This window comes from Variovorax sp. J31P207 (genome assembly GCF_030316965.1).
Classification (GTDB): domain Bacteria; phylum Pseudomonadota; class Gammaproteobacteria; order Burkholderiales; family Burkholderiaceae_C; genus Variovorax; species Variovorax ginsengisoli_B.
Genome location: NZ_JASZYN010000014.1, coordinates 43253 through 69371, shown reverse-complemented (window position 1 = coordinate 69371; position 26119 = coordinate 43253). Strand labels below are relative to the sequence as shown.

23 protein-coding genes are annotated in these 26119 nt (G+C 67.6%); 21 read left to right on the top strand and 2 right to left on the bottom strand.

Annotated elements, in window-relative coordinates:
* Positions 1–12 precede the first annotated feature (12 nt).
* Positions 13–249: an AbrB/MazE/SpoVT family DNA-binding domain-containing protein gene (locus tag QTI68_RS32580; protein ID WP_286527632.1), complete on the top strand. Its 237-nt coding sequence runs from the start codon at positions 13–15 to the stop codon at positions 247–249.
* Positions 249–587, top strand: coding sequence for an endoribonuclease MazF (gene mazF / locus QTI68_RS32575; protein ID WP_286527631.1), 339 nt, complete (start codon positions 249–251; stop codon positions 585–587). The genes QTI68_RS32580 and mazF overlap by 1 nt, the downstream gene beginning before the upstream one ends.
* A gap of 18 nt (positions 588–605) precedes the next feature.
* Here the strand turns inward: mazF and QTI68_RS32570 are convergent, their stop codons facing one another.
* Complete coding sequence (locus tag QTI68_RS32570; RefSeq protein WP_286527805.1) at positions 606–1583, bottom strand: AraC family transcriptional regulator; 978 nt, start codon at positions 1581–1583, stop codon at positions 606–608.
* Positions 1584–1817: 234 nt separating this feature from the next.
* On the opposite strand from QTI68_RS32570, the gene QTI68_RS32565 reads away from it, so the two are divergent.
* The 19 genes from QTI68_RS32565 (at position 1818) to QTI68_RS32475 (ending at position 24192) form a co-directional block, all read left to right on the top strand.
* The gene (locus tag QTI68_RS32565; protein ID WP_503011772.1) at positions 1818–3620 is read left to right on the top strand and encodes a carboxylesterase/lipase family protein; all 1803 of its coding nucleotides are present in this window, start codon (positions 1818–1820) and stop codon (positions 3618–3620) included.
* A 159-nt stretch (positions 3621–3779) separates the two neighbouring features.
* Positions 3780–5423, top strand: a complete 1644-nt coding sequence (locus QTI68_RS32560) for a 3-(methylthio)propionyl-CoA ligase (protein ID WP_286527630.1) — start codon at positions 3780–3782, stop codon at positions 5421–5423.
* Between the two features lie 166 nt (positions 5424–5589).
* Complete coding sequence (locus QTI68_RS32555) at positions 5590–6828, top strand: branched-chain amino acid ABC transporter substrate-binding protein (protein ID WP_286527629.1); 1239 nt, start codon at positions 5590–5592, stop codon at positions 6826–6828.
* 80 nt (positions 6829–6908) lie between these two features.
* The gene (locus QTI68_RS32550; RefSeq protein ID WP_286527628.1) at positions 6909–7862 is read left to right on the top strand and encodes a branched-chain amino acid ABC transporter permease; all 954 of its coding nucleotides are present in this window, start codon (positions 6909–6911) and stop codon (positions 7860–7862) included.
* Between the two features lie 4 nt (positions 7863–7866).
* Positions 7867–9165, top strand: coding sequence for a branched-chain amino acid ABC transporter permease (locus tag QTI68_RS32545; protein WP_286527627.1), 1299 nt, complete (start codon positions 7867–7869; stop codon positions 9163–9165).
* A complete protein-coding gene (locus tag QTI68_RS32540) occupies positions 9162–9932 on the top strand; it encodes an ABC transporter ATP-binding protein (protein ID WP_286527626.1) in 771 nt (256 codons plus the stop codon). Before QTI68_RS32545 ends, QTI68_RS32540 begins: the two co-directional genes overlap by 4 nt.
* Position 9933: 1 nt before the next feature.
* The gene (locus tag QTI68_RS32535; RefSeq protein ID WP_286527625.1) at positions 9934–10629 is read left to right on the top strand and encodes an ABC transporter ATP-binding protein; all 696 of its coding nucleotides are present in this window, start codon (positions 9934–9936) and stop codon (positions 10627–10629) included.
* 178 nt (positions 10630–10807) lie between these two features.
* On the top strand, positions 10808–12913 hold the full coding sequence (locus QTI68_RS32530; RefSeq protein ID WP_286527624.1) for a 3-hydroxyacyl-CoA dehydrogenase NAD-binding domain-containing protein: 2106 nt from the start codon (positions 10808–10810) through the stop codon (positions 12911–12913).
* Between the two features lie 19 nt (positions 12914–12932).
* Positions 12933–14402: a M20 family peptidase gene (locus QTI68_RS32525; RefSeq protein ID WP_286527623.1), complete on the top strand. Its 1470-nt coding sequence runs from the start codon at positions 12933–12935 to the stop codon at positions 14400–14402.
* A 31-nt stretch (positions 14403–14433) separates the two neighbouring features.
* Positions 14434–15609: an acetyl-CoA C-acyltransferase gene (locus tag QTI68_RS32520; protein ID WP_286527622.1), complete on the top strand. Its 1176-nt coding sequence runs from the start codon at positions 14434–14436 to the stop codon at positions 15607–15609.
* A gap of 162 nt (positions 15610–15771) precedes the next feature.
* On the top strand, positions 15772–17604 hold the full coding sequence (locus tag QTI68_RS32515) for an acyl-CoA dehydrogenase (protein WP_286527621.1): 1833 nt from the start codon (positions 15772–15774) through the stop codon (positions 17602–17604).
* Positions 17604–17825 (top strand): hypothetical protein, encoded by a 222-nt coding sequence (locus QTI68_RS32510; protein ID WP_286527620.1) that lies wholly within the window; start codon positions 17604–17606, stop codon positions 17823–17825. Before QTI68_RS32515 ends, QTI68_RS32510 begins: the two co-directional genes overlap by 1 nt.
* On the top strand, positions 17822–18106 hold the full coding sequence (locus tag QTI68_RS32505) for a Dabb family protein (protein WP_286527619.1): 285 nt from the start codon (positions 17822–17824) through the stop codon (positions 18104–18106). Before QTI68_RS32510 ends, QTI68_RS32505 begins: the two co-directional genes overlap by 4 nt.
* A gap of 16 nt (positions 18107–18122) precedes the next feature.
* On the top strand, positions 18123–18917 hold the full coding sequence (locus QTI68_RS32500; RefSeq protein WP_286527618.1) for an SDR family oxidoreductase: 795 nt from the start codon (positions 18123–18125) through the stop codon (positions 18915–18917).
* A gap of 152 nt (positions 18918–19069) precedes the next feature.
* Entirely contained in the window at positions 19070–19531 is a 462-nt protein-coding gene (locus QTI68_RS32495) for a PaaI family thioesterase (RefSeq protein WP_286527617.1), read from the top strand.
* Between the two features lie 22 nt (positions 19532–19553).
* On the top strand, positions 19554–20570 hold the full coding sequence (locus QTI68_RS32490; protein ID WP_286527616.1) for an NADP-dependent oxidoreductase: 1017 nt from the start codon (positions 19554–19556) through the stop codon (positions 20568–20570).
* Between the two features lie 24 nt (positions 20571–20594).
* Complete coding sequence (locus tag QTI68_RS32485; RefSeq protein ID WP_286527614.1) at positions 20595–22235, top strand: isovaleryl-CoA dehydrogenase; 1641 nt, start codon at positions 20595–20597, stop codon at positions 22233–22235.
* Between the two features lie 22 nt (positions 22236–22257).
* Positions 22258–23196, top strand: a complete 939-nt coding sequence (locus tag QTI68_RS32480) for a glutathione S-transferase family protein (RefSeq protein ID WP_286527613.1) — start codon at positions 22258–22260, stop codon at positions 23194–23196.
* A gap of 90 nt (positions 23197–23286) precedes the next feature.
* Positions 23287–24192 carry an SDR family oxidoreductase gene (locus tag QTI68_RS32475; protein ID WP_286527612.1) on the top strand — a complete coding sequence of 302 codons (906 nt, stop codon included), beginning with the start codon at positions 23287–23289 and terminating at the stop codon, positions 24190–24192.
* Here QTI68_RS32475 and QTI68_RS32470 read toward each other — a convergent pair whose 3' ends face one another.
* Positions 24193–26016 (bottom strand): SLC13 family permease, encoded by a 1824-nt coding sequence (locus tag QTI68_RS32470; protein WP_286527610.1) that lies wholly within the window; start codon positions 26014–26016, stop codon positions 24193–24195.
* Positions 26017–26119: the final 103 nt, after the last annotated feature.

The window sequence follows — 26119 nt, the reverse complement described above, 5'->3', positions numbered from 1 at the left end:
ATCGGGGGTGTCATGCATGTGGTGATCAAGAAATGGGGCAACAGTGCCTCGGTCCGCCTTCCGGCGTCCGTGATGAAGTCGCTCAATCTGCAACTCGATCAGACAGTCGATGTGCGTGACGAAGGCGGACGCATCGTGATCGAGCCGGTGCGCCATGAGGTCGACCTGGCAGAACTGCTGGCCGCGATCACGCCCGAGAACCTGCACGGCGAGGCCGAGTTCGGTCCCGCGGTGGGCAAGGAATGGTGATGGCGAGCCACTATGTTCCCGAAGCCGGGGACATCGTGTGGCTGCAGTTCGATCCGCAGGCCGGGCACGAGCAGTCGGGCCACCGGCCTGCACTGGTGCTGAGCCCGGCCGCCTACAACGGCAAGACCGGCCTGATGCTGTGCTGCCCGATGACGAAGCAGATCAAGGGCTATCCCTTCGAGGTCCCGATTGCCGGCAGCCGGGCGATCGCGGTGCTCGCGGACCAGGTCAAGAGCCTGGATTGGAAAGTTCGCCGGGCGACTCGCAAGGGGCAGGTTTCGACGGGAGAGCTGTCGGATGTCAGGGCCAGGATCCTGCTGTTGGTCGGAAAGCCCTGAGGCGCCAGCGCGCGGCGCTCAGGTGTGCACCGTGCCGTCATCGAAACATCGCGCCCGGTACTGCGCCGGCGGCAGCCCGAACCAGCGCTTGCACGCCCTGAAAAAGTTGCTGCTGTCCACGAAGCCGAGCAGGTCGGCGACATCGGTCAGGGTGTGGCGACGGTCGGCCAGGTACTGCTGGGCCAACTCGCGCCGGGTCTGGTCGAGCAGCGCCTGGTAGGAACTCGATTCGGCCTGCAGCCGGCGCTGCAGGGTGCGCTCGGTGACGCCGAGTCCGGCGGCCACATCCTGCCGGCGCGGCTCGCCCGCGGGCAGCCGGCGCGCGATCTCGGCGCAGACCCGCCGGCTCATCGTGCTGTCGGCCAGGGTGATCAGTTGCTCGTCGAGCAGGCGCTCGTGCAGCGCCGCCAGTGCCGGGTGCTGCGAAGGGATCGCCGCTCGCATGTCGGCGTCGGCCAGCAGCAGCCGGTTGGCGGCGGCGCCGAAGCGGATCGCGCAGCCGAAGGCGGCCCGGTGCGGCGCGTCGCTCGGCGGTGCCGGGTACACGAACTCGACCGCCAGCGGCCGCAGTTCGCGCCGCGTCAGCCAGCCGCACAGCACCAGCATGGTCAGCATCCCGTACTCGACCCGCTGGCGCGGCACCGGCCGTCGGCTGCCGACGTGGCCGAGCACCAGCCATTGGCCGCGCGGCTCGGCGTCGAGTTCGAAGGTGGCAGCGTCCGAGACCACGGCCAGGTAGCGCGCCAGGCGCTCCAGGCCCGCGTGCAGATAAGGGCTGCAGGTCATCGCGTGACCCAGCGTGTCGAGATTGCCGTGGCGGGCGGCCAGTTCGCGCGAGAGGCCGAGCGTGGCCTTGCCGGAGCGCGCCACGGCCAGCTGCCACAGCTGGCTGATGTCGTCGGCCGGGAAGCGGGCCTCGGGCCGGTCGAGCCCGGTGGCGTCGAAGCCGCAGTCGCGCAGCAGGGACGGCACATCGAGCCCTTCGGCCGCGAACATGTCGAGCACGCCCCGCAGCCAGGCGCCCGAACTGGTGCGCAGCGGGGCCGCAGGGGGAGCGGGTCGCACCGATTCCGATGCTCGCGTCTCTGAAGTCACTGGTTTGGCGCGCTTGCGATAGCAGGCATGGGGCGGGTCGTTCCTAGAATTTTTCCGGGCTCGCGAAGAAGCCCAGAAGTATCGCGGCCGGTCCCGGCCGCGCGCATTCCGGATAACCCGACGAGGAGACAAGACATGACCACGACAAGCCGGAAATGGGGCGCGGGATTGGTGCTACTGTGCGCCATGATCGCCGCTTGCGGCGGATCGTCCGATCCCACTTTCAGCGTTCCGCCGCCCGCGGCGGCCACGACCCCGACCATGACGCCGACGACCTCGACCACCGTTCCCGCGACACCGCCCGCCGAAGCGCCCACGGTGCGCACCACCGCCCAGGGCAAGGTCGAAGGGGTCGACGACAGCGCCCGCTCGGGCACTTGGTCCTGGAAGGGCCTGCCGTTTGCCCGGCCGCCGGTCGGCGCGCTGCGCTGGCGGGCCCCGGCCGAGCCCGAAGCCTGGGTTGGCATCCGACCGGCCAAGCAGTTCGGCAACCCCTGCCTGCAGAACGGCCGCCTTTACGGCCCCGGCGCCAACAACACCTACGACGCCACGATCGCCAGCACCTTGAACACCCCGGTCGGCAGCGAGGATTGCCTGACGCTCAACATCTGGCGTCCGGCGAGCAGCGACGAGAAGCTGCCGGTGCTGCTCTTCATCCACGGCGGCAGCAACATCTCGGGCTACACGGCCGACCCGGTCTACGACGGCGCCAATCTGGCGAAGAAGGCCAATGCGGTCATCGTCACGGCCAACTACCGCCTGGGCGTGCTCGGCTTCCTGAACCTGCCGCAATTGCACGTGGGCGGCACCGAAGGCGACGATTCGGGCAATTTCGCGTTGCTCGACAACCTGGCGGCGTTGCGCTACGTCCAGAAGAACATCGCCGGTTTCGGCGGCGACGCCGCCAACGTCACGGTGATGGGGCAGTCGGCCGGTGCGATCAACCTGCTGGCCCTGATGGCGTCGCCGATGGCGAAGGGACTGTTCCACAAGGCGATGCCGCTGTCGGGCGGCATCTCGCTGGCGACCAACCTGCCGCCCGGCAGCCTGCCGACCTTGAACCCGGCGTCGACCTACCTCGCACAGGGCAATGGCCTGCTGCTGAACCTGCTGGTGGCCGACGGCAAGGCGGCCGACCTGGCTGCGGCCACCACCTACGCCGCCGGGATGAGCCCGGCCGACGTCGCCGACTACCTGCGCGCCAAGGACGCCAAGACCATCCTGGGCATCGTGCTGACCAAGGGCCTGACCGGCTCGGGCCCGATCCCGGACGGCACGGTCTTGCCGACCGACCCGATCGCGGCGATGGCCGCCGGGCGGTACCTGAAGGTGCCGACCGTGGTCGGCGTCACGCGCGACGAGGGCAAGCTCTTCACGCCCTTCCTGCCGCTGGTCGGCGGCCCCAAGCCCGGCCTCAAGATCGACGATGCGACCCGCTTCACGATGATGCAGAACTTCAACCCGGACGCGGCCACCACCTTGACCTCGGCCGACATCATCGACCCGGTCTACCTGCCGGTGACGACGCCGGTCACGGGCTACGACGCGATGACCGCGCGGATCACCAACGCCTTCATGGTGCCGAGCCGCGACAACCTCCTGAACACCCTGAAGACGCAGCAGTCGAACCTGTGGCACTACCAGTTCGACTGGGCCCAGCTGCCGCCGCCCTGGAACGAGGTCTATGGCGCGGCACATGCCTTCGACCTGGGCTTCGTGTTCGGCAATTTCGGGCCGTCGCTGTTCTCCAACGCGAGCTTCAGCGCCGCCAACCGGCCGGGCAGGGAAGCGCTGTCCAACGCCATGATGAGCAGCATCGCCGCCTTCATGCGCAGCGGCGACCCGAATAGCGCGGCACTGGGCACGACCTGGGCGCCCTGGCCCTCGCGGCTGCTGCTCGACGCCACCCCCGGCGCAGCCAGCATCTCGACCCAATAGCCGGCCGTTCGCAGCCGGTCTCCTCGGGGACCCGACTGCGGGTTTCTGGCATTGCACTGCAACACGTATTTGAAGGATTCTCGGGACCAGCAGGGCGCCGGTGGTTACATTGGCTTTCCTCTCAGAATTACCAAAAATACTTACGCAAGGAGCTGATAGATGCTGGGATTGATGCAGGACCAACCGTTGCTCATCTCGTCGCTGATCGAGTTCGCAGAGCGCCACCATGGTGACGCCGAAATCGTCTCGCGGCGGGTCGAGGGCGACATCCACCGGACGACCTGGCGCCAGGTCGCCGCACGTTCGCGGCAGGTCGCCAACGCGCTCGAGGACGAGCAGCTGCTGTTCAGCGACCGGGTCGCCACGCTGGCCTGGAACGGCTACCGCCACCTCGAGCTCTACTACGGCGTGAGCGGCTCCGGCCGCGTGCTGCACACGATCAACCCGCGGCTGCATCCCGACCAGATCGCCTGGATCGCGAACCACGCCGAAGACCAGATCCTGTGCTTCGACCTCTCGTTCCTGCCGCTGGTGCAGGCGGTCCACGCCAAGTGCACCACGATCCGGAAATGGATTGCGCTGTGTGATGCCGACAAGCTGCCGGCCGACACGGGCGTGCCGAACCTGGTGAGCTACGAAGCCTGGATGGGCCAGCGCTCCGATGTCTATCCGTGGCCCAGCTTCGACGAGAACTCGGCGTCGAGCATGTGCTACACGAGCGGCACCACGGGCAATCCGAAGGCCGCGCTCTACAGCCACCGCTCGACCCTGCTGCATGCCTACGCCGCCGCGCTGCCCGACGTGATGTGCATTTCGGCGCGCGATTCGGTGCTGCCGGTGGTGCCGATGTTCCACGTCAACGCCTGGGGCATCCCGTATTCGGCGGCCCTGGTCGGCGCCAAGGTGGTGTTCCCCGGCCCGGCGCTGGACGGCAAGTCGGTCTACGACCTGATCGAGGCCGAGAAGGTGACTTTCGCGGCCGGCGTACCGACCGTCTGGCAGATGCTGCTGGGCCACCTGCAGGCCAACGGCCTGAAGTTCTCGAGCCTGAAGCGCACCGTGATCGGCGGCTCGGCCTGTCCGCCGGCCATGATCCACGCCTTCCAGGAGCTCTACGGGGTCGACGTGCTGCACGCCTGGGGCATGACCGAGATGTCGCCGCTCGGCACCCTCTGCACGCTCAAGAACAAGCACCTGGCGCAGAGCCCCGAGCAGCAGACCGCGATCCGCATGAAGCAGGGCCGCGCGATCTTCGGCGTCGACATGAAGATCGTCGACGGCAACGGCGAGGAGCTGCCCTGGGACGGCAAGGCCTACGGCGACCTGCTCGTCAAGGGTCCGTGGGTGGTCAAGGAATACTTCAAGGGGGAGGGCGGCAACCCGCTGGACACCGACGCCGAGGGCCGCGGCTGGTTCCCGACCGGCGACGTCGCCACCATCGATGCCGACGGCTTCCTGCAGATCACCGACCGCAGCAAGGACGTGATCAAGTCGGGCGGCGAATGGATCAGCTCGATCGACATCGAGAACATCGCGGTGGCGCACCCCGCGATTGCGATGGCGGCCTGCATCGGCGTGTTCCATCCCAAGTGGGACGAGCGGCCGATCGTGGCGGTGGTGAAAAAGCCGGGCGGCGAAGTCTCGCGCGACGAACTGCTCGCCTTCTACCAGGGCAAGACCGCCAAGTGGCAGATCCCCGACGACGTGGTGTTCGTGGAGGCGATTCCGATCGGTGCCACCGGAAAGATCCTGAAGACCAAGTTGCGCGAATTGCTGCGCGACTACAAGCTGCCGGGGGTCTGAAAACGAGCCCATCCTACCGCCGAGTAGCACCAGCCCGAACGGGGCTGTCGCATGGGTGATAGAAACCGCCCCGGCAGCCTCGTCCTTACGGGCATTCCCTGACGGGCGGGCCCCCAAAGACTTGTAATCTCGCCCAGCCCTGACAGCCTGAACTAGGAGACAAGAAATGAAATTCACCCTCAAGATCGCCACCGCCGCCATCCTCGTCGCGAGTGCCACCGGCGCCTTCGCCCAGAAGGGCGAGACCGTGAAGATCGCCTGGCTCGATCCGCTGTCCGGCCTGATGGCCGCCGTCGGAACCAACCAGCTGAAGACCTTCCAGTTCCTGGCCGACGAGTTCAACAAGAAGAACGCGGCCGGGGTCAAGTTCGAGATCATCGGCATCGACAACAAGCTGAGCCCGCAGGAAACCACCAGCGCCCTGCGCTCGGCCATGGACCAGGGTGCACGCTACGTGGTGCAGGGCAACGGCTCCGGCGCCGCGCTCGCGATCATCGACGCGCTCGAGAAGAACAACGCCCGCAACCCGGGCAAGGAAGTGCTGTACCTGAACTATGCGGCGGTCGATCCCGACCTGACCAACAGCAAGTGCAGCTACTGGCATTTCCGCCTCGACGCCGACACCTCCATGAAGATGGAAGCGCTGACCACCTTCATGAAGGACCAGCCGGACGTCAAGAAGGTCTACCTGCTCAACCAGAACTACTCGCACGGTGTGCAGGTGGCCAAGTACGCCAAGGAGAACCTGGCGCGCAAGCGGCCCGACGTCCAGATCGTCGGCGAAGACCTGCATCCGCTGGCGCAGGTGCGCGACTTCTCGCCGTACATCGCCAAGATCAAGGCCTCGGGCGCCGACACCGTGATCACCGGCAACTGGGGCTCCGACCTGTCGCTGCTGATCAAGGCGGCCAACGACGCCGGGCTCAACAACGTCAAGTTCTACACCTACTATGGCACGGTCAGCGGCACGCCGACCGCCATGGGCGCGGCTTCGGACGGCAAGGTCTTCCAGGTCGGCTACGGACACTACAACATGGGCGGCGAGATCCAGCGCCTGTCCGTCGACTTCAACAAGAAGTTCAAGGAAGACCTCTACACCTCGGCCGCCTACACCTCGCTGCAGATGCTGGTCGACGGCTTCGTCAAGGCCAAGTCGACCGACCCGGTCAAAGTGGCAGCGGCGCTCGAGGGCATGCGCTTCAAGAGCTTCAACGGCGAGGTCGAGATGCGCAAGACCGACCACCAGCTGCAGCAGGGCCTGTACGTGTCGAAGTGGGAGAAGGCCGGCGGCAAGTTCCCGATCGACTCCGAGAACACGGGCTACACCTTCGTGCCGGTCAAGTACTACGAGCCCTACGTCGCCAGCACGCCGACCACCTGCGAAATGAAGCGGCCCAGCCCCTGAGGCCTGATTTCGCGCTGACCGGTCGAGGCCCGACTTCAACACTCGGGCCTTTTTTCTTTTCCACGTGACCCCGAGGACCGATGAACGTCGAATTTTTCGTCATCTCGCTGCTCAACGGCGTGAGCTACGGCTTGCTGTTGTTCATGCTGAGCTCTGGCCTGACGCTGATCTTCAGCATGATGGGGGTGCTCAATTTCGCGCACACCAGTTTCTACATGCTGGGGGCCTACGTGGCCTACACGCTGTCCGGCATCATCGGCTTCTGGCCGGCGCTGTTCATCGCGCCGCTGCTGGTCGGCGCGCTCGGCGCCGGCTTCGAGCGCTACAGCCTGCGGCGGGTCCACAAATTCGGCCATGTGCCCGAACTGCTGGTGACCTTCGGTCTCTCGTTCCTGATCCTCGAGGTGGTGCAGCTGGTCTGGGGCCGCTCCACCGTGCCCTATGCACTGCCGAGCCAGCTGCAGGGCCCGCTGTTCACGATCTACGGCACCCAGTTCCCGAAGTCGCGCTCCTTCATCATGCTGGTCGCCTTGCTGATGCTGCTGTCGGTGTGGCTGCTGCTCACGCGCACCCGCATCGGCCTGGTGATCCAGGCCGCGCTCAAGCATCCTGAAATGGTCGAGGCGCTCGGCCACAACGTGCCGCGCGTCTTCATGCTGGTGTTCGGCGGCGGCGCCGCGCTGGCCGGGCTGGCCGGCGTGGTGGGCGGCAACACCTATGTCACCGAGCCGGCCATGGCCGCGTCGGTGGGCTCGATCATCTTCGTGGTGGTGGTGGTCGGGGGCCTCGGCTCGCTGGCCGGCGCCTTCCTGGCGTCGCTCCTGATCGGCATCGTCCAGACCTTCGCGGTGGCGATGGACCAGTCGATGGCCGGCGGCCTGCAGGCGCTGGGCGTGGCGGTGACCGAAAGCACCTTCGGCTATCCATTGCTCAAGCTCACCATCTCGCAGGTGGCGCCGATCCTGCCCTATCTGTTCCTGGTCCTGATCCTGATCTTCAGGCCCAAGGGCCTGCTCGGCACGCGCGAAGACTGATCCGATGACGAATACGCAGTACTACCGCTTCAAGCCCCTGAACCTCGGGCGCTTCTTCATCTGGTCGCTGTTCGCGATCGTCCTGATCGTCGCGCCGATGGTCTTCAAGACCAGTCTGGCGCTGACGATGCTCTCGCAGATGGGCTACCTCATCATCATCTGCCTGAGCTACAACATCCTGCTCGGGCAGGGCGGCATGCTGAGCTTCGGGCATGCGGTCTATGTCGGGCTCGGCTCCTTCATCGCGATCCATGCGATGAACCTCGCGAGCAAGGGCGCCTTGCCGATCCCGCTGGTGCTGATCCCCGTCGTGGGGGGGCTGGCGGGCATGTTCTTCGCGATCATCCTGGGCTTCGTCACGACCAAGAAGTCGGGCACCACCTTCGCGATGATCACGCTGGGCATCGGCGAGCTGGTGGCGTCCATGGCGCTGATGTTCCCGGGCTTCTTCGGCGGCGAGGGCGGCATCACGACCGACCGGGTCTACGGCCGGCCCTTCTTCGGCCTGACCTTCGGGCCGCAGATCCAGGTCTACTACCTGATCGCCGTCTATTGCTTCATCTGCACCGCGCTGATGTACGCCTTCACCGGCACGCCGCTGGGCCGGATCCTGAACGCGGTGCGCGACAACCCGGAGCGGGTCGAGTTCATCGGCTACAACACCCAGCGGGTGCGCTACTTCGCCTTCATCATCGCCGGCTTCTTCGCCGGCGTTGGCGGCGGGCTGGCGGCGATCAACTTCGAGATCGTCAACGCGGCCGACAGCCTCAACGCGCTGCGCTCGGGCAGCTACCTGCTGTTCACCTTCCTGGGCGGCGCGATCTTCTTCTTCGGGCCGATCATCGGCGCGGTGCTGCTGGTCTTCGCCGCGGTGCTGCTGTCGGAGCTCTCCAAGGCCTGGCAGCTCTATTTCGGGCTGGTCTTCGTCTTCATGGTGATGTTCGCGCCGGGCGGCATTGCCAGCCTGGTGATGATGAACCTGCGCGTGGCCAAGTTCGGCAAGTTCAAGCAGTTCTGGCCGCTCTACGGCGGCCTGCTGGTGGCGATCATCCCGGTGGTGATCGGCGCCGCCGCCCTCATCGAAATGATCTATCACATCCAGCTCAATTCGGCCTTGGGGCCGAACCTCCCGTTCATGGGCGTTTCGCTCGACACCTCCGGCGTGGCCAGCTGGCTCGGCGCGTCGCTGATCCTGGTCGTCGGGCTGGTGGCGCTCGAGTTCGCGCGGCGGCGCTTCGTGCGGGCCTGGGGCACCGCGCAGGAGCAGATCGAGGCCGAGATCAAGCGCAGGGAGCTCGCATGACCCACGCCTTGGAACTCAAGTCGCTGCGCAAGAACTTCGGCAAGACCGAGATCATCCGCGGCGTCGACCTGGCCGTGGAGGCCGGTGAGCGGATCGCCATCATCGGCCCGAACGGCGCCGGCAAGTCGACCCTGTTCAACCTGATCAGCGGCCGGCTGGCGCCCAGCAGCGGCGAGGTGCTGCTCGACGGCCAGCGCATCGACGGCAAGAAGCCCTTCGAGATCAACCGGTTGGGCCTGTCGCGCAGCTTCCAGATCACCAACATCTTCCCGAAGCTCAGCGTCTTCGAGAACCTGCGCTGCGGCGTGCTGTGGAGCCTGGGCTACCGCTACAGCTTCCTGCGCTTCCTGTCGAACCTGCACGATGCCAATGCCCGCACCGAGGAGCTGATCCACCAGGTCGGCCTGGACCGCAAGCGCGACGTGCAGGCCGTCAACCTCACCTATGCCGAGCAGCGGGCGCTGGAGATCGGCGTCACGATCGCCGGCGGCGCCAATGTCATCCTGCTCGACGAGCCGACCGCCGGCATGAGCAAGACCGAGACCTCGCATTTTATCGCGCTGATCAAGCAGGTGACGGTCGGCAAGACGCTGCTCACCGTGGAGCACGACATGGGGGTGGTGTTCGGCCTGGCCGACAAGATCGCGGTGGTGGTCTACGGCGAGGTGATCGCCTTCGACACCCCGGCCGCAGTGCGCGCCAATGCGCGGGTGCAGGAAGCCTACCTCGGCTCTTCCGTCGCCGATGCCCAGGGCGGAGGACACTGACATGCTCAAGCTACAAGACATCCACGCCTATTACGGCAAGAGCCATGTGTTGCATGGTGTTTCGTTCGACGTCGCCCCCGGCGAGATCGTCGCGCTGCTGGGCCGTAACGGCTCCGGCCGCTCGACCACCGCCAAGGCGATCATGGGCCTGGTCCATGCCGAAGGCACGCTGCGCTGGAAGGACAAGGACATCCTGCGCTGCAAGGCCTACGAGGTGGCGCACATGGGCATCGGCTACGTGCCCGAGAACCGCGACATCTTCCCCAAGCTCACGGTGCACCAGAACCTGCTGCTGGGCCAGAAGGGCAACGGCCGCGGCAGCCGCTGGTCGTTCGACGACATGTACGGCATGTTCCCGCGGCTCAAGGAGCGCCAGCACACCGAGGCCGGCGTGCTGTCGGGCGGCGAGCAGCAGATGCTGACCCTGTGCCGCACGCTGATGGGCGACCCCGACCTGATCATCATCGACGAGCCGACCGAAGGCCTGGCGCCGAAGATCGTCGAGCTGGTCGGCCAGTACCTGCGCACGCTCAAGGACAAGGGCATCTCGGTGCTGCTGATCGAGCAGAAGCTGACCATCGCGATGCAGATCTCCGACCGCGCCCTGGTCATGGGGCACGGCAGCATCGTGTTCGACGGCACGCCCGACAGCCTCAGGGCCGATGCCACTACCCGGAAGGAATGGCTGGAGGTCTAATCCACCTCGGCGCCTTGTCCCGGCAGCGACTTGGCGTGGTTGCCCGGTCGCTCGAAACGCCTAGAATTCGATAAAAAAGAACACTCGTGCTTTTTGTGAGCGGGGTCTTGGCGTCTGATCGCGCCATGGCCCTCGAACCCGTTTTTTTCGATCCTCTCCCATCCCAAAGGAACGCAGCATGACGGCTGAATACAAAGTGCTCGGCGACGTCGCCGTGATCACGCTGAACAATCCCCCGGTCAACGGCCTCGGCTTCTCGACCCGGGTCGGCATCACCGACGGGCTTTCCAAGGCCATCGACGACCCGGCCGTCAAGGCGATCGTCATCACCGGCGAGGGCAAGGCCTTCTCGGGCGGCGCCGACATCAAGGAATTCGGCACGCCCAAGGCGCTGCAGGAGCCCAACCTGCTGAGCGTCATCCTGGCGCTCGAGGCCTCGAGCAAGCCGATCGTCGCGGCGATCCATTCGGTCTGCATGGGCGGTGGCCTCGAACTGGCCCTGGGCTGCCACTACCGCGTTGCGGCGCCCGGCACCAGCGTCGCCCTGCCCGAGGTCAAGCTGGGCCTGCTGCCCGGCGCCGGCGGCACCCAGCGACTGCCGCGCGTGCTGGGCGTGGAGACCGCGCTCAACATGATCGTCAGCGGCGAGGCCGTCAAGAGCGAGCTGCTGGCGTCGATGCCCGGCCAGAAGCTGTTCGACAAGCTCTCGGGATCGGCCGAGTCGCTGTTCGACGAAGCGCTCGAACTCGCCAGGCACGTGGCCGGCAAGACCGGCGACGCGCTGCCGCTGGTGCGCAACCTGCCGTGCAAGCACCCGCAGGGCGACGCCTACTTCCAGTTCGCCAAGAACATGGTCGGCGGCATGTCCAAGAACTACCCGGCGCCGCTCAAGTGCGTCGATGCCGTGCAGGCGGCGACCCAGCTGAAGTTCGACGAAGGCATGGCCGAGGAGCGCCGGCTCTTCACCGCGCTGATGTTCACGCCCGAATCGATGGCGCTGCGCCACCTGTTCATGGCCGAGCGCGCGGCATCGCGCATTCCCGACGTGCCCGAGGACACGCCGCAGCGCGCCATCAAGTCGGTCGGCGTGATCGGCGCCGGCACCATGGGCGGCGGCATCTCGATGAACTTCCTGAATGCCGGCATCCCGGTCAAGATCCTCGAGATGAAGCAGGAAGCGCTCGACCGCGGCGTGGCCACCATCAAGAAGAACTACGAAGCCCAGGTCAAGAAGGGCAAGCTCAAGCAGGACAAGTACGAGCAGCGCATGGCGCTCTTGAGCACGACGCTGAGCTACGACGACCTGAAGGACGTCGACATGGTCATCGAGGCCGTGTTCGAGGAACTCGGCGTCAAGGAAGCGGTGTTCAAGGAACTCGACCGCGTCGCCAAGCCCGGTGCCATCCTGGCGTCCAACACCTCGACGCTCGACGTCGACAAGATCGCTGCCTTCACGAAGCGTCCGCAGGACGTGGTCGGCATGCACTTCTTCAGCCCGGCCAACGTGATGAAGCTGCTCGAAGTGGTGCGCGGCAAGAAGACCGCCAAGGACGTGCTGGCCACGGTGATGTCGCTGGCCAAGAAGATCAAGAAGACCGCGGTGGTCTCGGGCGTCTGCGACGGCTTCATCGGCAACCGCATGATCGAGCAGTATTCGCGCCAGGCGGGCTTCCTGCTGGACGAAGGCGCGACGCCGCAGCAGGTCGACCGCGCGATCGAGAAATTCGGCTTCGCGATGGGCCCGTTCCGCATGGGCGACCTGGCCGGCAACGACATCGGCTGGGCCATCCGCAAGCGCCGCGCGACCGAGATCGCCGACATGAAGTACAGCCGCACGGCCGACAAGCTCTGCGAGCTGGGCCGCTTCGGCCAGAAGACCGGGGCAGGGTGGTACGACTACCAGGCCGGCAAGCGCGATGCGATCCCGTCCGAGCTCGTCAACAAGATGATCGAGGACCACCGCAAGGAGCTTGGCATCACGCCGCGCAAGATCTCCGACACGGAAATCGTCCAGCGCCTGGTCTATTCGCTCGTCAACGAAGGCGCGCACATCCTCGAGGACGGCATCGCCTCGAAGTCGGGCGACATCGACATGGTCTACCTCACGGGCTACGGCTTCCCGATCTGGCGCGGTGGCCCGATGCACTACGCGTCGCAGGTCGGCCTGTTCAACGTGGCCGAGTCGATGAAGCGCTTCGCGAAGAATCCACGCGACGACGCGAGCTTCTGGCAGCCGGCCGCGCTGATCCAGAAGCTGGTGGCCGAAGGCAAGAACTTCAGCTGAAGACGGAAGGCGACCGCTCATGGTGAAACGCGTCTTCCTGGCGTTGCTGCTGGTGCCGGTGGCGCTGGCGGCAGCTGTGGCGGTCAATACCTGGCGCACGCCGTCGCGGCAACTTGCCGTGGCGCCGGCGCCGAAGCTCGCGATCGACGTCCAGGCCGCCGCCAGGCGGCTGGCGGGCGCGATCCCGTTCCGCACGGTGTCAAGCCTCGACAACCCGAGCGGCAACGACGCCGAGTTCGACAAGCTGCATGCCTACCTGGCCGAGCAGTTCCCGAAAGTCCACGCCACCCTCAAGAAAGAGGTGGTGGGCCAGAAGGCGCTGCTCTACACCTGGGCCGGCAGCGATCCGGCCGCCAAGCCGATCGCGCTGATGGCGCACCAGGACATGGTGCCGATCGCGCCGGGCACCGAGAAGGCCTGGTCGGTCGACCCGTTCAGCGGCGCCATCCAGGACGGCTTCGTCTGGGGCCGCGGGACGCTCGACAACAAGGGCAACCTGTTCGCGCAGATGGAAGCCATCGAGCTGCTGATCGGGCAGGGCTTCAAGCCCACCCAGACGGTCTATCTCGTGATGGGCGACGACGAGGAGGTCAGCGGCTTGCGCGGCGCCCTGCCGATCGCCGAGCTGCTCAAGTCGCGCGGCGTGCGCCTGGACTGGGTGCTCGACGAAGGCCTGCTGGTGCTGGACGGCGTGCTGCCGGGTCTCTCGAAGCCGGCCGCGCTGATCGGCCTGGCCGAGAAAGGCTACGGCACCTTCTTCCTCTCGCTCGACACCGCCCCCGGCCACTCGTCGATGCCGCCGCAGCACAGCGCGATCGGCAGCATGAGCGCCGCATTGGCGCGGCTCGAGGCCAAGCCGATGCCCGGCGGCATCCAGGGCGTGGCGGCGCAGATGTTCGGCGCGCTGGCCCCCGAGATGAGCGGCCTGAACCGCGTGATGCTGTCCAACCTGTGGCTCACCGGGCCGCTGGTCGAGGGTCAACTCGAGAAGAGCCCGAGCAGCAATGCGATGCTGCGCACCACCACGGCGCTCACCATCGTGCGGGCCGGCAACAAGGACAACGTGCTGCCGGGCCGCGCCGAGGCAGCGGTCAACTTCCGCATCCTGCCGGGCGACTCGATCGACAGCGTCGAGAAGCACCTCAAGGGCGCGCTCGGCAACGACGCGATCCAGGTCAAGCGCTACCCGGGCAATTCCGAGCCGTCGCCGGTGTCGCCGACCGACAGCACCGGCTACCGCGCGATCGAGCAGGCGGTGCGGCAGACCTTCCCGGACGCGGTCGTGGCACCGGGCCTGATGACGGCCGCCACCGACTCGCGCCACTTCAGCCTGGTGAGCGATGCGGTCTACCGCTTCTCGCCGTTCCGAGTCAAGGCCGAAGACCTGCCGCGCTTCCATGGCACCAACGAGCGCGTCTCGATCGCCAACTACGGCGAGATGATCCAGTTCTATCAGCAACTGCTGCGCGATACGCAACAGCCCCAGTAACCGTCATTCCTCTTTCTCAAAGGACCTCACCATGACCCGCGCCGTCATCGTCTCCACCGCCCGCACGCCGCTCGCCAAGAGCTGGAAGGGTGCCTTCAACATGACGCACGGCGCCACGCTCGGCGGCCACGCGGTGCAGCACGCGGTGCAGCGCGCCGGCATCGACCCGGCCTCGGTCGACGACGTGATCATGGGCTGCGCCACGCCCGAGGGCGCCACCGGCTCGAACATCGCACGCCAGATCGCGCTGCGCGCCGGCCTGCCGATCACCACCTCGGGCATGACCATCAACCGCTTCTGCTCGTCGGGCCTGCAGACCATCGCCACCGCCGCCCAGCGCATCATCGCGGGCGAAGGCGAGGTCTACGTGGCCGGCGGCGTCGAGAGCATTTCGTGCGTGCAGAACGAGGCCAACAAGCACATGCTGGCCGACCCCTGGCTGGTGAAGCACAAGCCCGAGATCTACTGGAACATGCTGCAGACCGCCGAGCAGGTTGCCAAGCGCTACAACATCGGCCGCGACGCCATGGACGAATACGGCGCCGCCAGCCAGCAGAAGGCCACCGCCGCGCTGGAAGCCGGCCGCTTCAAGGATGAGATCGCACCGATCACCGTGCTGGCCGGCGTGGCCGACGCGGTGCTGGGCCTGCGCACCAAGGAAGTCACGATCGAGAACGACGAGGGCATCCGTGCCGGCACCACCAAGGAAGGCATCAGCGGCATCCGCCCGGCGATCCCCGGCGGCCTGATCTCGGCCGGCAATGCCAGCCAGTTCTCCGACGGCGGCGGCGCCTGCGTGCTGGTCGATGAGAAGTACGCCGAGCAGAAGGGCCTGAAGCCGCTGGGCCGTTTCCTCGGCTTCGCGGTCGCCGGCTGCGAGCCCGACGAGATGGGCATCGGTCCGGTGTTCGCGATCCCGAAGGTGCTGAACCGCCTGGGCCTCAAGGTCAGCGACATCGACCTCTGGGAGCTCAACGAAGCCTTCGCGGTGCAGGTCATCTACTGCCGCGACAAGCTCGGCATCCCGGCCGACCGGCTCAACGTCGACGGCGGCGCGATCGCGGTCGGGCATCCCTACGGCGTGAGCGGCCAGCGCCTCACGGGCCACGCGCTCATCGAAGGCAAGCGCCGCGGCGCCAAGAAGGTCGTGGTCACGATGTGCATCGGCGGCGGCATGGGCGCGGCCGGCGTGTTCGAAGTCCTCTGACGCGCGAGCCTCGCGGGCCGGTCCGTACCTGCGAGGCCTTCACGGTCAACGACGGGCAAAAGAAGCCCTGGGCGCTGGCCCGGGGCACCATTGCACATCTGCCATCGGCACCGGATGCTGCGGCAGAATCGAAATCCAACCTCTCGCCCAGCGATCCTCGCCATGAGCCTTCGTCCCACCCTCGACTTCCTTCTCTACGACTGGCTCGACGCCGAGTCGCTCAGCGGCCGCGAGCGCTTCGCCGACCATTCGCGCGAGACCTTCGACGCCGTGCTCGACACCTGCGAGCGCATCGCGCGCGAGAAGTACGCGCCGAGCAACCGCATCGTCGACACCCAGGAGCCGCACTTCGACGGCGAGCGCGTCATCCTGCCGCAGGCCACCCACGATGCCCACAAGGCCTTCGTCGAATCCGGCATGCTGAGCGCCGCCCAGGACTACGACATCGGCGGCATGCAACTGCCCTACACCCTGTCGGCGGCGGCCAACAGCTTCTTCGCCATGGCCTCGGTCAGCATCGGCTCGAACATGCTCACCAGCGGCAATGCCAACCTGCTGATGGTGCACGGCACCGAGATGCAGAAGGAGGTCTTCGCCAAGAACGAGTTCGCCGGCCGCTGGTCGGGCACCATGTGCCTGTCGGAGCCGCAGGCCGGCTCCAGCCTCAGCGACGTCGCCACCCGCGCGGTGCCCGACGGCCCCGATTTCCAGGACGATCCGCTCGGCCCGCGCTTTCGCCTCACCGGCAACAAGATGTGGATCTCGGCCGGCGACCACGAGCTGACCGAGAACATCGTGCACATCGTGCTGGCCAAGATTCCCGACGAGAACGGCAAGCTGGTTCCCGGCACGCGCGGCATCTCGCTGTTCATCGTGCCGAAGAAGATGGTCGGCACCGACGGCCAGTTGACCGGCGAGCGCAATGACGTGGCACTCGCCGGCCTGAACCACAAGCTCGGCTGGCGCGGCACCACCAACACGCTGCTCAATTTCGGCGAGGGCAAGTTCCCGGTCGGCGGCAAGGCCGGCGCGGTGGGCTACCTGGTCGGCCAGCCCGGCAAGGGCCTGCACTGCATGTTCCACATGATGAACGAGGCGCGGATCGGCGTCGGCACGGCCGCGACCATGCTCGGCATGGCGGGCTACTTCGCCTCGCTCGACTACGCGAAGAACCGGCCGCAGGGCCGGCCCGCGGGCCCGGCCGGCAAGGATGCGGCCAAGCCGCAGGTGCGGATCATCGAGCACGCCGACGTGCGCCGCATGCTGCTGGCCCAGAAGGCGTACTGCGAGGGCGCGCTGGCGCTGGAGCTCTATTGCGCGCGGCTGGTCGACGAGCAGAAGACCGGTGACGCGCAGGCGGCCGACGATGCGCGGCTGCTGCTCGAGGTGCTGACCCCGATCGCCAAGAGCTGGCCCAGCGAATGGTGCCTGGAAGCCAACTCGCTGGCGATCCAGATCCATGGCGGCTACGGCTACACGCGCGATTTCCCGGTCGAGCAGTACTGGCGCGACAACCGGCTCAACATGATCCACGAAGGCACCCACGGCATCCAGGCGGCCGACCTGCTCGGACGCAAGGTGCTGATGGAAGACGGACGCGGCCTGCAGCTGCTGGCCGGACGGGTCGGCCAGACGATCGCCCGCGCCGCCGCGGTGCCGGCGCTGGCCGCCCACGCCAAGGCGCTCGGCGAGGCGCTCGAGCGCATCGGCTCGGCCACCCGGGCCGCCTGGGCCACCGGCAACCCGCAGGAGGCGCTGGCCAATGCGGTGCCGTACATGCAGGCCTTCGGCCATGTGGTGCTGGCCTGGATCTGGCTCGATGTCGCCCAGCACGCGCTGGCGCGCGACGGCGCCAAGGCCTTGCCGGCCACGGTCGGGCGCCTCGGTGCGGCCGACTTCTTCTTCCACTACGAACTGCCGAAGATCGGTGCCTGGCTGCAGGTGGTCGAGCGCCGCGACCCGACCTGCGCGGCGCTGCCCGAGGAGGCCTTCTGATGGCCGGCGTGTCCCAGGCGAAGCCGCATGCGACGCTCGAGAAATGGATCTGGATCCTGATCTTCGGCGGCCTCTTCGGCGTGGTCATCGGCATCGCCGTCGGGCGTGCCGACGAAGCGCTGGGCTGGGCCCTGGCCGTGCCCGGCGCCGCGCTGGTGGCCGTCGGCGTGGTGCTGATCTATGTCCGTTCCCGGTTCCCGGACAGCAAGGATTCGCCATGATCAAGCACGTCGTGATGTGGAAGCTCAAGAACCCCAAGGACGCCGCCGCGTTCAAGGCTCGGCTCGACAGCTGCCAGGGCCTGGTGCCGGGCATGCGGCAGTTCGAGGTCGGCGTGCGCAGGCCCGGCCTCGAGGCCAATTGCGACGTGGTGCTGAACTCGGCCTTCGACGACGAGGCGGCGCTGCAGGCCTACCTGGAGCACCCCCAGCACGTGGAGGTGTCGGCCGTCCTCGGCAGCCTGCGCGAGTCACGCAGCGTGCTCGACTATCAAACCCCCTGACATTCCCGGAGACACCATGACTGCACGCAGCATCCAGAAGCTTTTCGACCTCAGCGGCAAGACCGCGCTGATCACCGGCGGCTCGCGCGGCCTGGGCCTGCAGATGGCCCACGCGCTCGGCGAGGCCGGCGCCCGCATCATGCTGAGCTCGCGCAAGGCCGACGACCTCGAGCAGGCCACGGCCGAACTGCAGGCGGCCGGCATCGACACCCGCTGGATCGCGGCCGACTGCTCGAAAGAGGAGGACACCCGCCGCCTCGCCACCGAGACGCTCGAGCGCATGGGCGCGATCGACATCCTGGTCAACAACGCCGGCGCCAGCTGGGGCGCCCCGGCCGAAGACCATCCGGTCGAAGCCTGGGACAAGGTGATGAACCTCAACGTCCGCGGCTACTTCATCCTGGCGCAGCAGGTCGCCCGCGCCTACATGATCCCGAAGAAGGCCGGCCGGATCATCAACATCGCCTCGATCGCCGGCCTCAACGGCAACCCGCCCGAGATGCAGACCATCGCCTACAACACCTCCAAGAGCGCGGTGATCGGCTTCACCCACACGTTGGCCGCCGAATGGGGCAGGTACAACATCAACGTCAACGCGATCTGCCCGGGCTTCTTCATGACCAAGATGGCGGCGGGCCTGATCAAGTCGATCGGCGAAGACAAGATGGCTTCGCATGCGCCGCTCGGCCGGCTCGGCGACGACGAGGACCTGAAGGGCGTCACGCTGCTGTACGCCAGCGACGCCGGCAAGCACATCACGGGCCAGTGGCTGGCCGTCGACGGCGGCGTGAGCGTGGTTCTCGGCGCGTAGGATGGAACACCCCCCGAAGCGCCTGCGGCGCCTCCCCCCTCCAGGGGGGCGATACCAGCGGCCCGGCAAAGCCGGTTCCGCGGTACCTCTGGCATGGGGCTGCGCCGGTTTCATGCGTCATGGCTCACGTGATCGCGTGGTGGAACACTGAAATGAATGATTCCGACGACAGCATCAACCTGCGCTCCTACACGGACCGCATCCCGTTCGCGCGCCATCTCGGCTTCGAGATCACGAAATTCGAGGGCGGCCAATCCGAGCTGCGCTATACCGCGAAGCCCGAGCACCTGAACACCTTCGACGTGACGCACGGCGGCGCCATCATGACCATGCTCGACATCGCGATGGCCGCCGCCGCCCGCAGCGAGACGCCCGAGATCGGCGTCGTCACGATCGAGATGAAGACCACCTTCATGGCGCCGTCGGTCGGCCCGCTGATCGCGCGCGGCAGCCTGCTGCACCGCACCGCGACGATGGGCTTCACCGAGGCCAAGATCTACGACGCCCAGGAACGCGTCTGCGCCCACGCCACCGGGACCTTCAAGTACGTGAAGCGCCGCCTTCCCACGGGCCCGGCCAGCGCCAACGCGATGCGCCCGCCCTCGACCGACTGACCCCTTTTCTCCGGAGACCTCCATGCCCACCAACAGACAACAGATCCTCGACAACCGCCCCGAGGGCGAAGCCGTCGCCAGCAACTTCAAGCTCGTCAGCACCGAGACCCCGGCGCTGAAGGACAACCAGGTGCTGGTGCGCCACCACTACATGAGCCTCGACCCCTACATGCGCGGCCGCATGAACGATGCCAAGAGCTACGCCCAGCCGCAGCCCCTGGGGCAGGTGATGCAGGGCGGCACGGTCGGCGAGGTGGTCGAGAGCAAACACCCCAAGTACGCGGTCGGCGACAAGGTGGTCGGCTTCGGCGGCTGGCAGGAATACAGCGTGGTCGATGCCTCGCAGCCCGGCGCGCTCAAGAAGGTCGACACCACGCACGTGCCGCTGTCTCACTACCTGGGCGCGGTCGGCATGCCCGGCGTCACGGCCTGGTACGGGCTGGTGAAGATCATCGCGCCGAAGGCCGGCGAGACCGTGGTCATCACCGCCGCCAGCGGCGCGGTCGGCAGCGCCTTCGGTGCGCTGGCCAAGGCGCGCGGCTGCCGCGTGGTCGGCATTGCGGGCGGCCCCGACAAGTGCAAGTACGTCACCGACGAGCTCGGCTTCGATGCCTGCATCGACTACCGTCAGCATCCCGACGTCAAGAGCATGAGCGCGGCGCTCAAGGAAGCCTGCCCGAACGGCATCGACGGCTACTTCGAGAACGTCGGCGGCTACATCTTCGATGCGGTGCTGCTGCGCACCAACGCCTTCGCGCGGATCGCGCTGTGCGGCATGATCGCCGGCTACGACGGCCAGCCGCTGCCGCTTGCCAATCCGGCGCTGTTCCTGGTCAACCGGCTCAAGCTCGAGGGCTTCATCGTCAGCGAGCACATGGAAGTCTGGCCCGAAGCGCTGGCCGAACTCGGCGCGCTGGTCGCCAGCGGCAAGCTCCGGCCGCGCGAGTCGATCGCCCAGGGCATCGAGGCCGCGCCCGAAGCCTTCCTCGGCCTGTTGAAGGGCCGGAACTTCGGCAAGCAGCTGGTCAAGCTGATCTGAACCCAGCCACGGGGAGAGCCGGCCATGGACACCACGCACGAGGTCTTCAACCAGCCGGCGCCGCTCACCGGCTACAACCTGTTCGACAGTCACCGGCCGCTGCGTGACGCGCTGAAGTTCAACGCGCCGCAGCTGCAGCTGGCGCCGCTTGAACACCTGGGAGCCAGCCTGGGGACGGCCGAGATGCAGACCCATGCGCGGCTGGCCAACATCCACCCGCCGGTGCTGCACACCCACGACCGCTTTGGCCGCCGCATCGACGAGGTCGAGTTCCATCCGAGCTATCACGCGCTGATGGCGGCGGCGGTCGGCGCCGGCCTGCACGGCACGCCCTGGACCGGCGAATCGCAGTCGCCGCACGTCGAACGGGCGGCCGGCTTCATGTTGTTCACCGAGCTCGAGCCCTCGATGCTGTGCCCGATCTCGATGAGCTATGCCGTGACGCCTGCGCTGCGCGGCAATGCCGGCGTCTACGCCGACTGGGGCCCGAAGCTCGCCAGCCGCTGGTACGACCCGAGGCTCTTGCCCTGGCGCGACAAGCCGGGCGTGACCATGGGCATGGGCATGACCGAGAAGCAGGGCGGCTCGGACGTCCGCGCCAACACCACGCAGGCGGCGCGCACCGGCAGCGACGGCTGGGGCGAGCGCTACGCGATCACCGGCCACAAGTGGTTTTTCTCGGCACCGATGTGCGACGCCTTCCTGGTGCTGGCGCAGGCGCCGGCCGGCCTGTCGTGCTTCTTCCTGCCGCGCGTGCTGCCGGACGGCAGCCGCAACGAGATCCGCATCCAGCGCCTGAAGGACAAGCTCGGCAACAAGGCCAATGCCAGCTCCGAGGTCGAGTTCCATGGCGCCAGCGCCTGGCTGGTGGGCGAGGAGGGGCGCGGCATCCCGCAGATCCTCGAGATGGGCACCATGACCCGCCTCGATTGTGCGCTCGGCACCAGCGGGCTGATGCGGCAGGCCCTCAGCCTGGCGCTGAACCACACGGCGCAGCGCCAGGCCTTCGGCCGCCCGCTGATCGAGCAGCCGCTGATGAAGAACGTGTTGGCCGATCTTGCGCTCGAGAGCGAGGCCGCGACCGCATTGGCGATCCGGCTGGCGCGCGCCTTCGACCATCCCGGCGACGAACACGAGCGCCTGATGGCCCGGCTGCTGACGCCAGTGGCCAAGTTCTGGATCTGCAAGCGCGGCAGCCACTTCGCCCAGGAGGCGATGGAATGCCTGGGCGGCAACGGTTATGTGGAAGAGGGCGGCGAGGGCGTGATGGCGCGGGTCTACCGCGAGATGCCGCTCAATTCGATCTGGGAGGGCGCCGGCAACATCATGGCGCTCGACCTGCTGCGCGGGCTGCGCAAGGGCGACGCCGTCGCCGCGCTGGCGCACGAACTGGCGCCGGCGCGCGGCAGCGATGCCGCGCTCGACCGGCTGGCCGATGCGCTGCCGGCGCGGATCGAGGCGATGGCGTCCGAGGTCGAGGCCCGCCGGCTGGCGCAGGACGTGGCCCTCGCCGTGCAGGCCGCGCTGCTGGTGCGGACCGCGCCGCAGGCCGTGGTCGGCGGCTTCTGCGCCTCGCGCCTCGGCGGCGACTGGGGCCATGCCTTCGGCACGCTGGGCGCCGGCGTCGACCTCGATGCGATCATTTCCCGCGCGCGGCCCCAATGACGGCGCAACTTCGAAAGACCCCATGGCCGACCTGATCCTCCACCACTACGCCACCTCCCCCTTCTCGGAGAAGCTGCGGCTGATCCTCGGCTACAAGAAGCTGGCCTGGAAGTCCGTGATCATTCCGCAGATCGCGCCCAAGCCCGACCTGGTCGCGCTCACCGGCGGCTACCGCCGCACGCCGGTGCTGCAGATCGGCGCCGACATCTACTGCGACACGGCGCTGATCTGCGACGTGCTCGAACACCTGGCGCCGCTGCCGTCGATCTACCCGGAGCCGGGCAAGGGCCTGGCGCGGGTGCTCGCGCAATGGGCCGACGGCACGCTCTTCTGGGCCGCGATGGCCTACAACTTCAGCCCCAATGGCGCGGCCGACATGTTCGGCAAGGCGCCCCCGGAGGTGGTCAAGGCCTTCACCGAAGACCGTCGCGCGATGAGCGGCAACATGGTGAGGCTGCGGCCGGCGGATGCCGCCGCGGCCTACAAGTCGTACCTGCGCCGGCTGTCCGACATGCTCGACGACACCGACTACCTGCTCGGTGCCTTCCCGACCGTGGCCGACTTCGCCTGCTACCACCCGCTGTGGTTCACGCGCAAGCGCACGCCCTCGATGGCCGGCATCCTGCAATTGACGCCCGCCGTGGGCGATTGGATGGACCGCATGTCGGCCATCGGCCACGGCACGATGGAGGTCTTCGATGCCGCCCGGGCGATCGAGGTCGCGGCCGCGTCGACGCCCCACACGCTGCTGTCCGACAGCACCTTCCAGGACGAACACGGCATCGCGCTCGGCTCGCCCGTCACGATCGCCGCCGAGAGCTTCGGGCCCGAGACCACCGAGGGCGAACTGGTCGCGGCCACGCGCACCCACTACACGCTGCGCCGCACCGATCCGCGCGCGGGCACGGTGCATGTGCACTTTCCGCGAATCGGGTATGTGTTGCGGGCGGTGTCGCCCTGAAGCACCTTCGCGACTCCGATCTCGCCGGTTTCGTATTTCAATAGCGCCTCAACGCCAAACCCAACACAAGAGACGAAAGGACACGCGCAAATGATCCAGGACTTCAAGGGCACGACGGCCGTTCTCACCGGCGCCGGCTCCGGCTTCGGCCTCGAATGCGCGCGCATCGGCGCGGCACGCGGCATGAACCTCGTGCTGGTCGACGTCCAGCAGGATGCGCTCGACCGGGCGCAGGCCGAGATGGAAGCCGCCGGCGCGCAGGTGCTGGCGCGCAAGGTCGACGTCGCCGACGCGGCCCAGATGGAAGCACTCGCCAAGGCGGTGCAGCAGCGCTTCGGCGCACCGCATTTCGTCTTCAACAACGCCGGCGTCGGCGCTGGCGGGCTGGTGTGGGAGAACAGCGTCGCCGACTGGGAATGGGTGCTCGGCGTCGACCTGTGGGGCGTGGTGCACGGCGTGCGCCTGTTCACGCCGATGATGCTGGAAGCGGCGGCCAAGGACCCGGCCTACCGCGGCCACATCGTCAACACCGCCAGCATGGCGGGCCTGCTGACGCCGCCCAACATGGGCATCTACAACGCGGCCAAGGCCGCGGTCGTGAGCCTCACCGAGACCCTCTACCAGGACCTGAAGCTGGTCACCGACCAGGTCGGCGCGAGCCTGCTGTGCCCGTACTTCGTGCCCACCGGCATCACCCAGAGCGAACGCAATCGCCCGGGCGCGCTGGCCGGCGGTGCGCTCACCAAGAGCCAGCTGATCGGCCAGGCGATGAGCAACAAGGCGGTCAGCAGCGGCAAGGTCAGCGCCGCCGAGGTCGCCCAGATGGTGTTCGACGCGATCACCGCCAACCAGTTCTACGTCTTCAGCCACCCGAAGGCGCTGGGCAACGTGAAGAGCCGGATGGAAAACATCGTGTCGATCACGAACCCGGCCGACCCCTTCCTGGAGCGGCCCGAGATCGGCATCAAGCTGCGCGAGCAGCTGCGGGCCGGTTGATCAGGGCGGCAGCAGCCAGGGCACCAGCAGCACAGCCACGGCGCCAACCATCACCGCGAGCGGCAGGCCGATCTTGACGAAATCGCCGAAGCTGTAGTTGCCGGCGGTGCTGACCAGCGTGTTGACGGGTGACGAGATCGGCGTCATGAACCCGGCCGACGCGGCCAGCGCCACCATCATCGCGAACGGGTATGGCGATGCGTCGAGGTGCTGGGCCAGCGCCAGCGCGACCGGCGCCATCAGCACTGCGGTGGCGGTGTTCGCGATCACCAGGCCGATCAGCGAACTCAGCACGAAAAGACAGGCCAGCACCGGACGGATGCCGTAGCCGCCCACCAGCGCCAGCAGGCCGTCGGCCGCCAGGTCGATGCCGCCGGTGCGCTGCAGCGCCAGCGAGAAGGGCAGCATCCCGATGATCAGGATCAGGCTGCGCCAATGGATCGCCCGGTAGGCCGAGTCGAGGTCGATGCAGCGGAACAGGCCCATCAGCAGGCAGCCGATGATCGCCGCCTGCACGTTGGGGATCGCGCCCGACAGCATCAGCCCGATCACCAGCAGCAGGCAGAACACCGCGTGCGGCGCGCGGCGCGGCGCGGCCAGCAGCGCCCCGCCTTCCTGGGGCAGGCTGAGGCCGACCAGGTCGTGGCCGTCGGTCTGGAGGGCCCGGATCGCTTGCCACGGCCCGACCAGCAGCAGCGTGTCGCCGACCTTGAGGCGCGCGCTTTCCAGGCCATGCGCGTGGGTGACCCGGCCCCGGCGCAAGCCCACGACCGTGAGGCCGTGCTGCGCCAGCAGGCGGGATTCGCTCCCGGTGGTGTCGACCAGCGTCGAGTCGACCGGAATCACCGCCTCGGCCATGCCGACGTCGCGCGACTGGTCGGTGAAGTAGGCGCCGGAGATCGGCAGCTTGTGCAGCGCATAGCGCTCGCACAGGGCCGGGACGTCGAAGGCTTTCGACTCGACGTCGAGCAGCAGGATGTCGCCGGCCCGGATCTCGGTGTCGGCCGAGGCCCGCAGCACCTCGCGCCGCAGCGTGTGCTGGCGCTCGAGCGCGATCACGTGGGCATCGGAGGCAGGGCCGAGTCCCAGGCCTTCGAGGCTGCGGCCGACCAGCGGCGAATCGGATTGCACCGCGAGGCGGAAGGCGCGGTCGTGCAGCTTGTACTGGTCCACCCAGTCGTTCAGGCTCGGCCGGCCGCCGCTCGTCGAGCCGCTCTCGCTGCGCAGGTGCCGCCTGGCCACCGCCATGTAGGCGATCGCGAGCAGCAGCACCGGCACGCCGATCGGCGTGATGGTGAAGAAGCCGAAGCCTTCGGCCCCGTGGCGCATCAGCTCGCTGTTGACGATCAGGTTGGGGGTGGTCGCGACCAAGGTCATCATCCCGCTGATCAGGCCCGCGACGCTCACGGGCATCAGCAGCTGGCCGGCCGCGACACCGGTCTGCTGGGCGATGCGGATCACGATCGGAATGAAGATCGCGACCACGGCTGTGGAACTCATGAACGAGCCCATCAGGCCGACCGCCAGCATCAGCAACGCCAGCAGGCGGGTCTCGCTGCTGCCGCCGTGCTTCACCAGCCAGTCGCCGACGTGCTGGGCCACGCCGGTGCGCACCAGGCCCTCGCCGAGCACGAACAGAGCGGCGACCAGCACGATGTTCGGATCCGAAAAGCCCGCCAGGGCCTCGTTCATGTCGATGATGCCGGTCATGGGCAGCAGCACGATCATGATCAGCGCCACGGCATCGAGGCGCGGCCGGCCCGAGATGAACATGGCGATCGCGACGCCCAGCAGGGCGAGGACTTGGACCAGCTCAGACGACATGGAACAACCCGCGAGAATGAGAGACCGGATTCTGCGCGATCCGGCCGCCGCATCCGCCATCGCGCAATCCCTCGTCCCGATGCGGGGCTTGGCTGCCGCCCCG

Bases quoted from the DNA above. Each gene is read 5' to 3' on its own strand.
- QTI68_RS32565 (WP_503011772.1), top strand. From the start codon at position 1,818: ATGACCACGACAAGCCGGAAATGGGGCGCGGGATTGGTGCTACTGTGC.
- QTI68_RS32500 (WP_286527618.1), top strand. From the start codon at position 18,123: ATGACTGCACGCAGCATCCAGAAGCTTTTCGACCTCAGCGGCAAGACC.
- QTI68_RS32570 (WP_286527805.1), bottom strand. From the start codon at position 1,583: ATGTTCGCGGCCGAAGGGCTCGATGTGCCGTCCCTGCTGCGCGACTGC.
- mazF (WP_286527631.1), top strand. From the start codon at position 249: ATGGCGAGCCACTATGTTCCCGAAGCCGGGGACATCGTGTGGCTGCAG.
- QTI68_RS32510 (WP_286527620.1), top strand. From the start codon at position 17,604: ATGGCCGGCGTGTCCCAGGCGAAGCCGCATGCGACGCTCGAGAAATGG.
- QTI68_RS32490 (WP_286527616.1), top strand. From the start codon at position 19,554: ATGCCCACCAACAGACAACAGATCCTCGACAACCGCCCCGAGGGCGAA.
- QTI68_RS32495 (WP_286527617.1), top strand. From the start codon at position 19,070: ATGAATGATTCCGACGACAGCATCAACCTGCGCTCCTACACGGACCGC.
- QTI68_RS32535 (WP_286527625.1), top strand. From the start codon at position 9,934: ATGCTCAAGCTACAAGACATCCACGCCTATTACGGCAAGAGCCATGTG.
- QTI68_RS32550 (WP_286527628.1), top strand. From the start codon at position 6,909: ATGAACGTCGAATTTTTCGTCATCTCGCTGCTCAACGGCGTGAGCTAC.
- QTI68_RS32475 (WP_286527612.1), top strand. From the start codon at position 23,287: ATGATCCAGGACTTCAAGGGCACGACGGCCGTTCTCACCGGCGCCGGC.
- QTI68_RS32525 (WP_286527623.1), top strand. From the start codon at position 12,933: ATGGTGAAACGCGTCTTCCTGGCGTTGCTGCTGGTGCCGGTGGCGCTG.
- QTI68_RS32515 (WP_286527621.1), top strand. From the start codon at position 15,772: ATGAGCCTTCGTCCCACCCTCGACTTCCTTCTCTACGACTGGCTCGAC.
- QTI68_RS32520 (WP_286527622.1), top strand. From the start codon at position 14,434: ATGACCCGCGCCGTCATCGTCTCCACCGCCCGCACGCCGCTCGCCAAG.
- QTI68_RS32480 (WP_286527613.1), top strand. From the start codon at position 22,258: ATGGCCGACCTGATCCTCCACCACTACGCCACCTCCCCCTTCTCGGAG.
- QTI68_RS32555 (WP_286527629.1), top strand. From the start codon at position 5,590: ATGAAATTCACCCTCAAGATCGCCACCGCCGCCATCCTCGTCGCGAGT.
- QTI68_RS32505 (WP_286527619.1), top strand. From the start codon at position 17,822: ATGATCAAGCACGTCGTGATGTGGAAGCTCAAGAACCCCAAGGACGCC.
- QTI68_RS32470 (WP_286527610.1), bottom strand. From the start codon at position 26,016: ATGTCGTCTGAGCTGGTCCAAGTCCTCGCCCTGCTGGGCGTCGCGATC.
- QTI68_RS32580 (WP_286527632.1), top strand. From the start codon at position 13: ATGCATGTGGTGATCAAGAAATGGGGCAACAGTGCCTCGGTCCGCCTT.
- QTI68_RS32540 (WP_286527626.1), top strand. From the start codon at position 9,162: ATGACCCACGCCTTGGAACTCAAGTCGCTGCGCAAGAACTTCGGCAAG.
- QTI68_RS32545 (WP_286527627.1), top strand. From the start codon at position 7,867: ATGACGAATACGCAGTACTACCGCTTCAAGCCCCTGAACCTCGGGCGC.
- QTI68_RS32560 (WP_286527630.1), top strand. From the start codon at position 3,780: ATGCTGGGATTGATGCAGGACCAACCGTTGCTCATCTCGTCGCTGATC.
- QTI68_RS32485 (WP_286527614.1), top strand. From the start codon at position 20,595: ATGGACACCACGCACGAGGTCTTCAACCAGCCGGCGCCGCTCACCGGC.
- QTI68_RS32530 (WP_286527624.1), top strand. From the start codon at position 10,808: ATGACGGCTGAATACAAAGTGCTCGGCGACGTCGCCGTGATCACGCTG.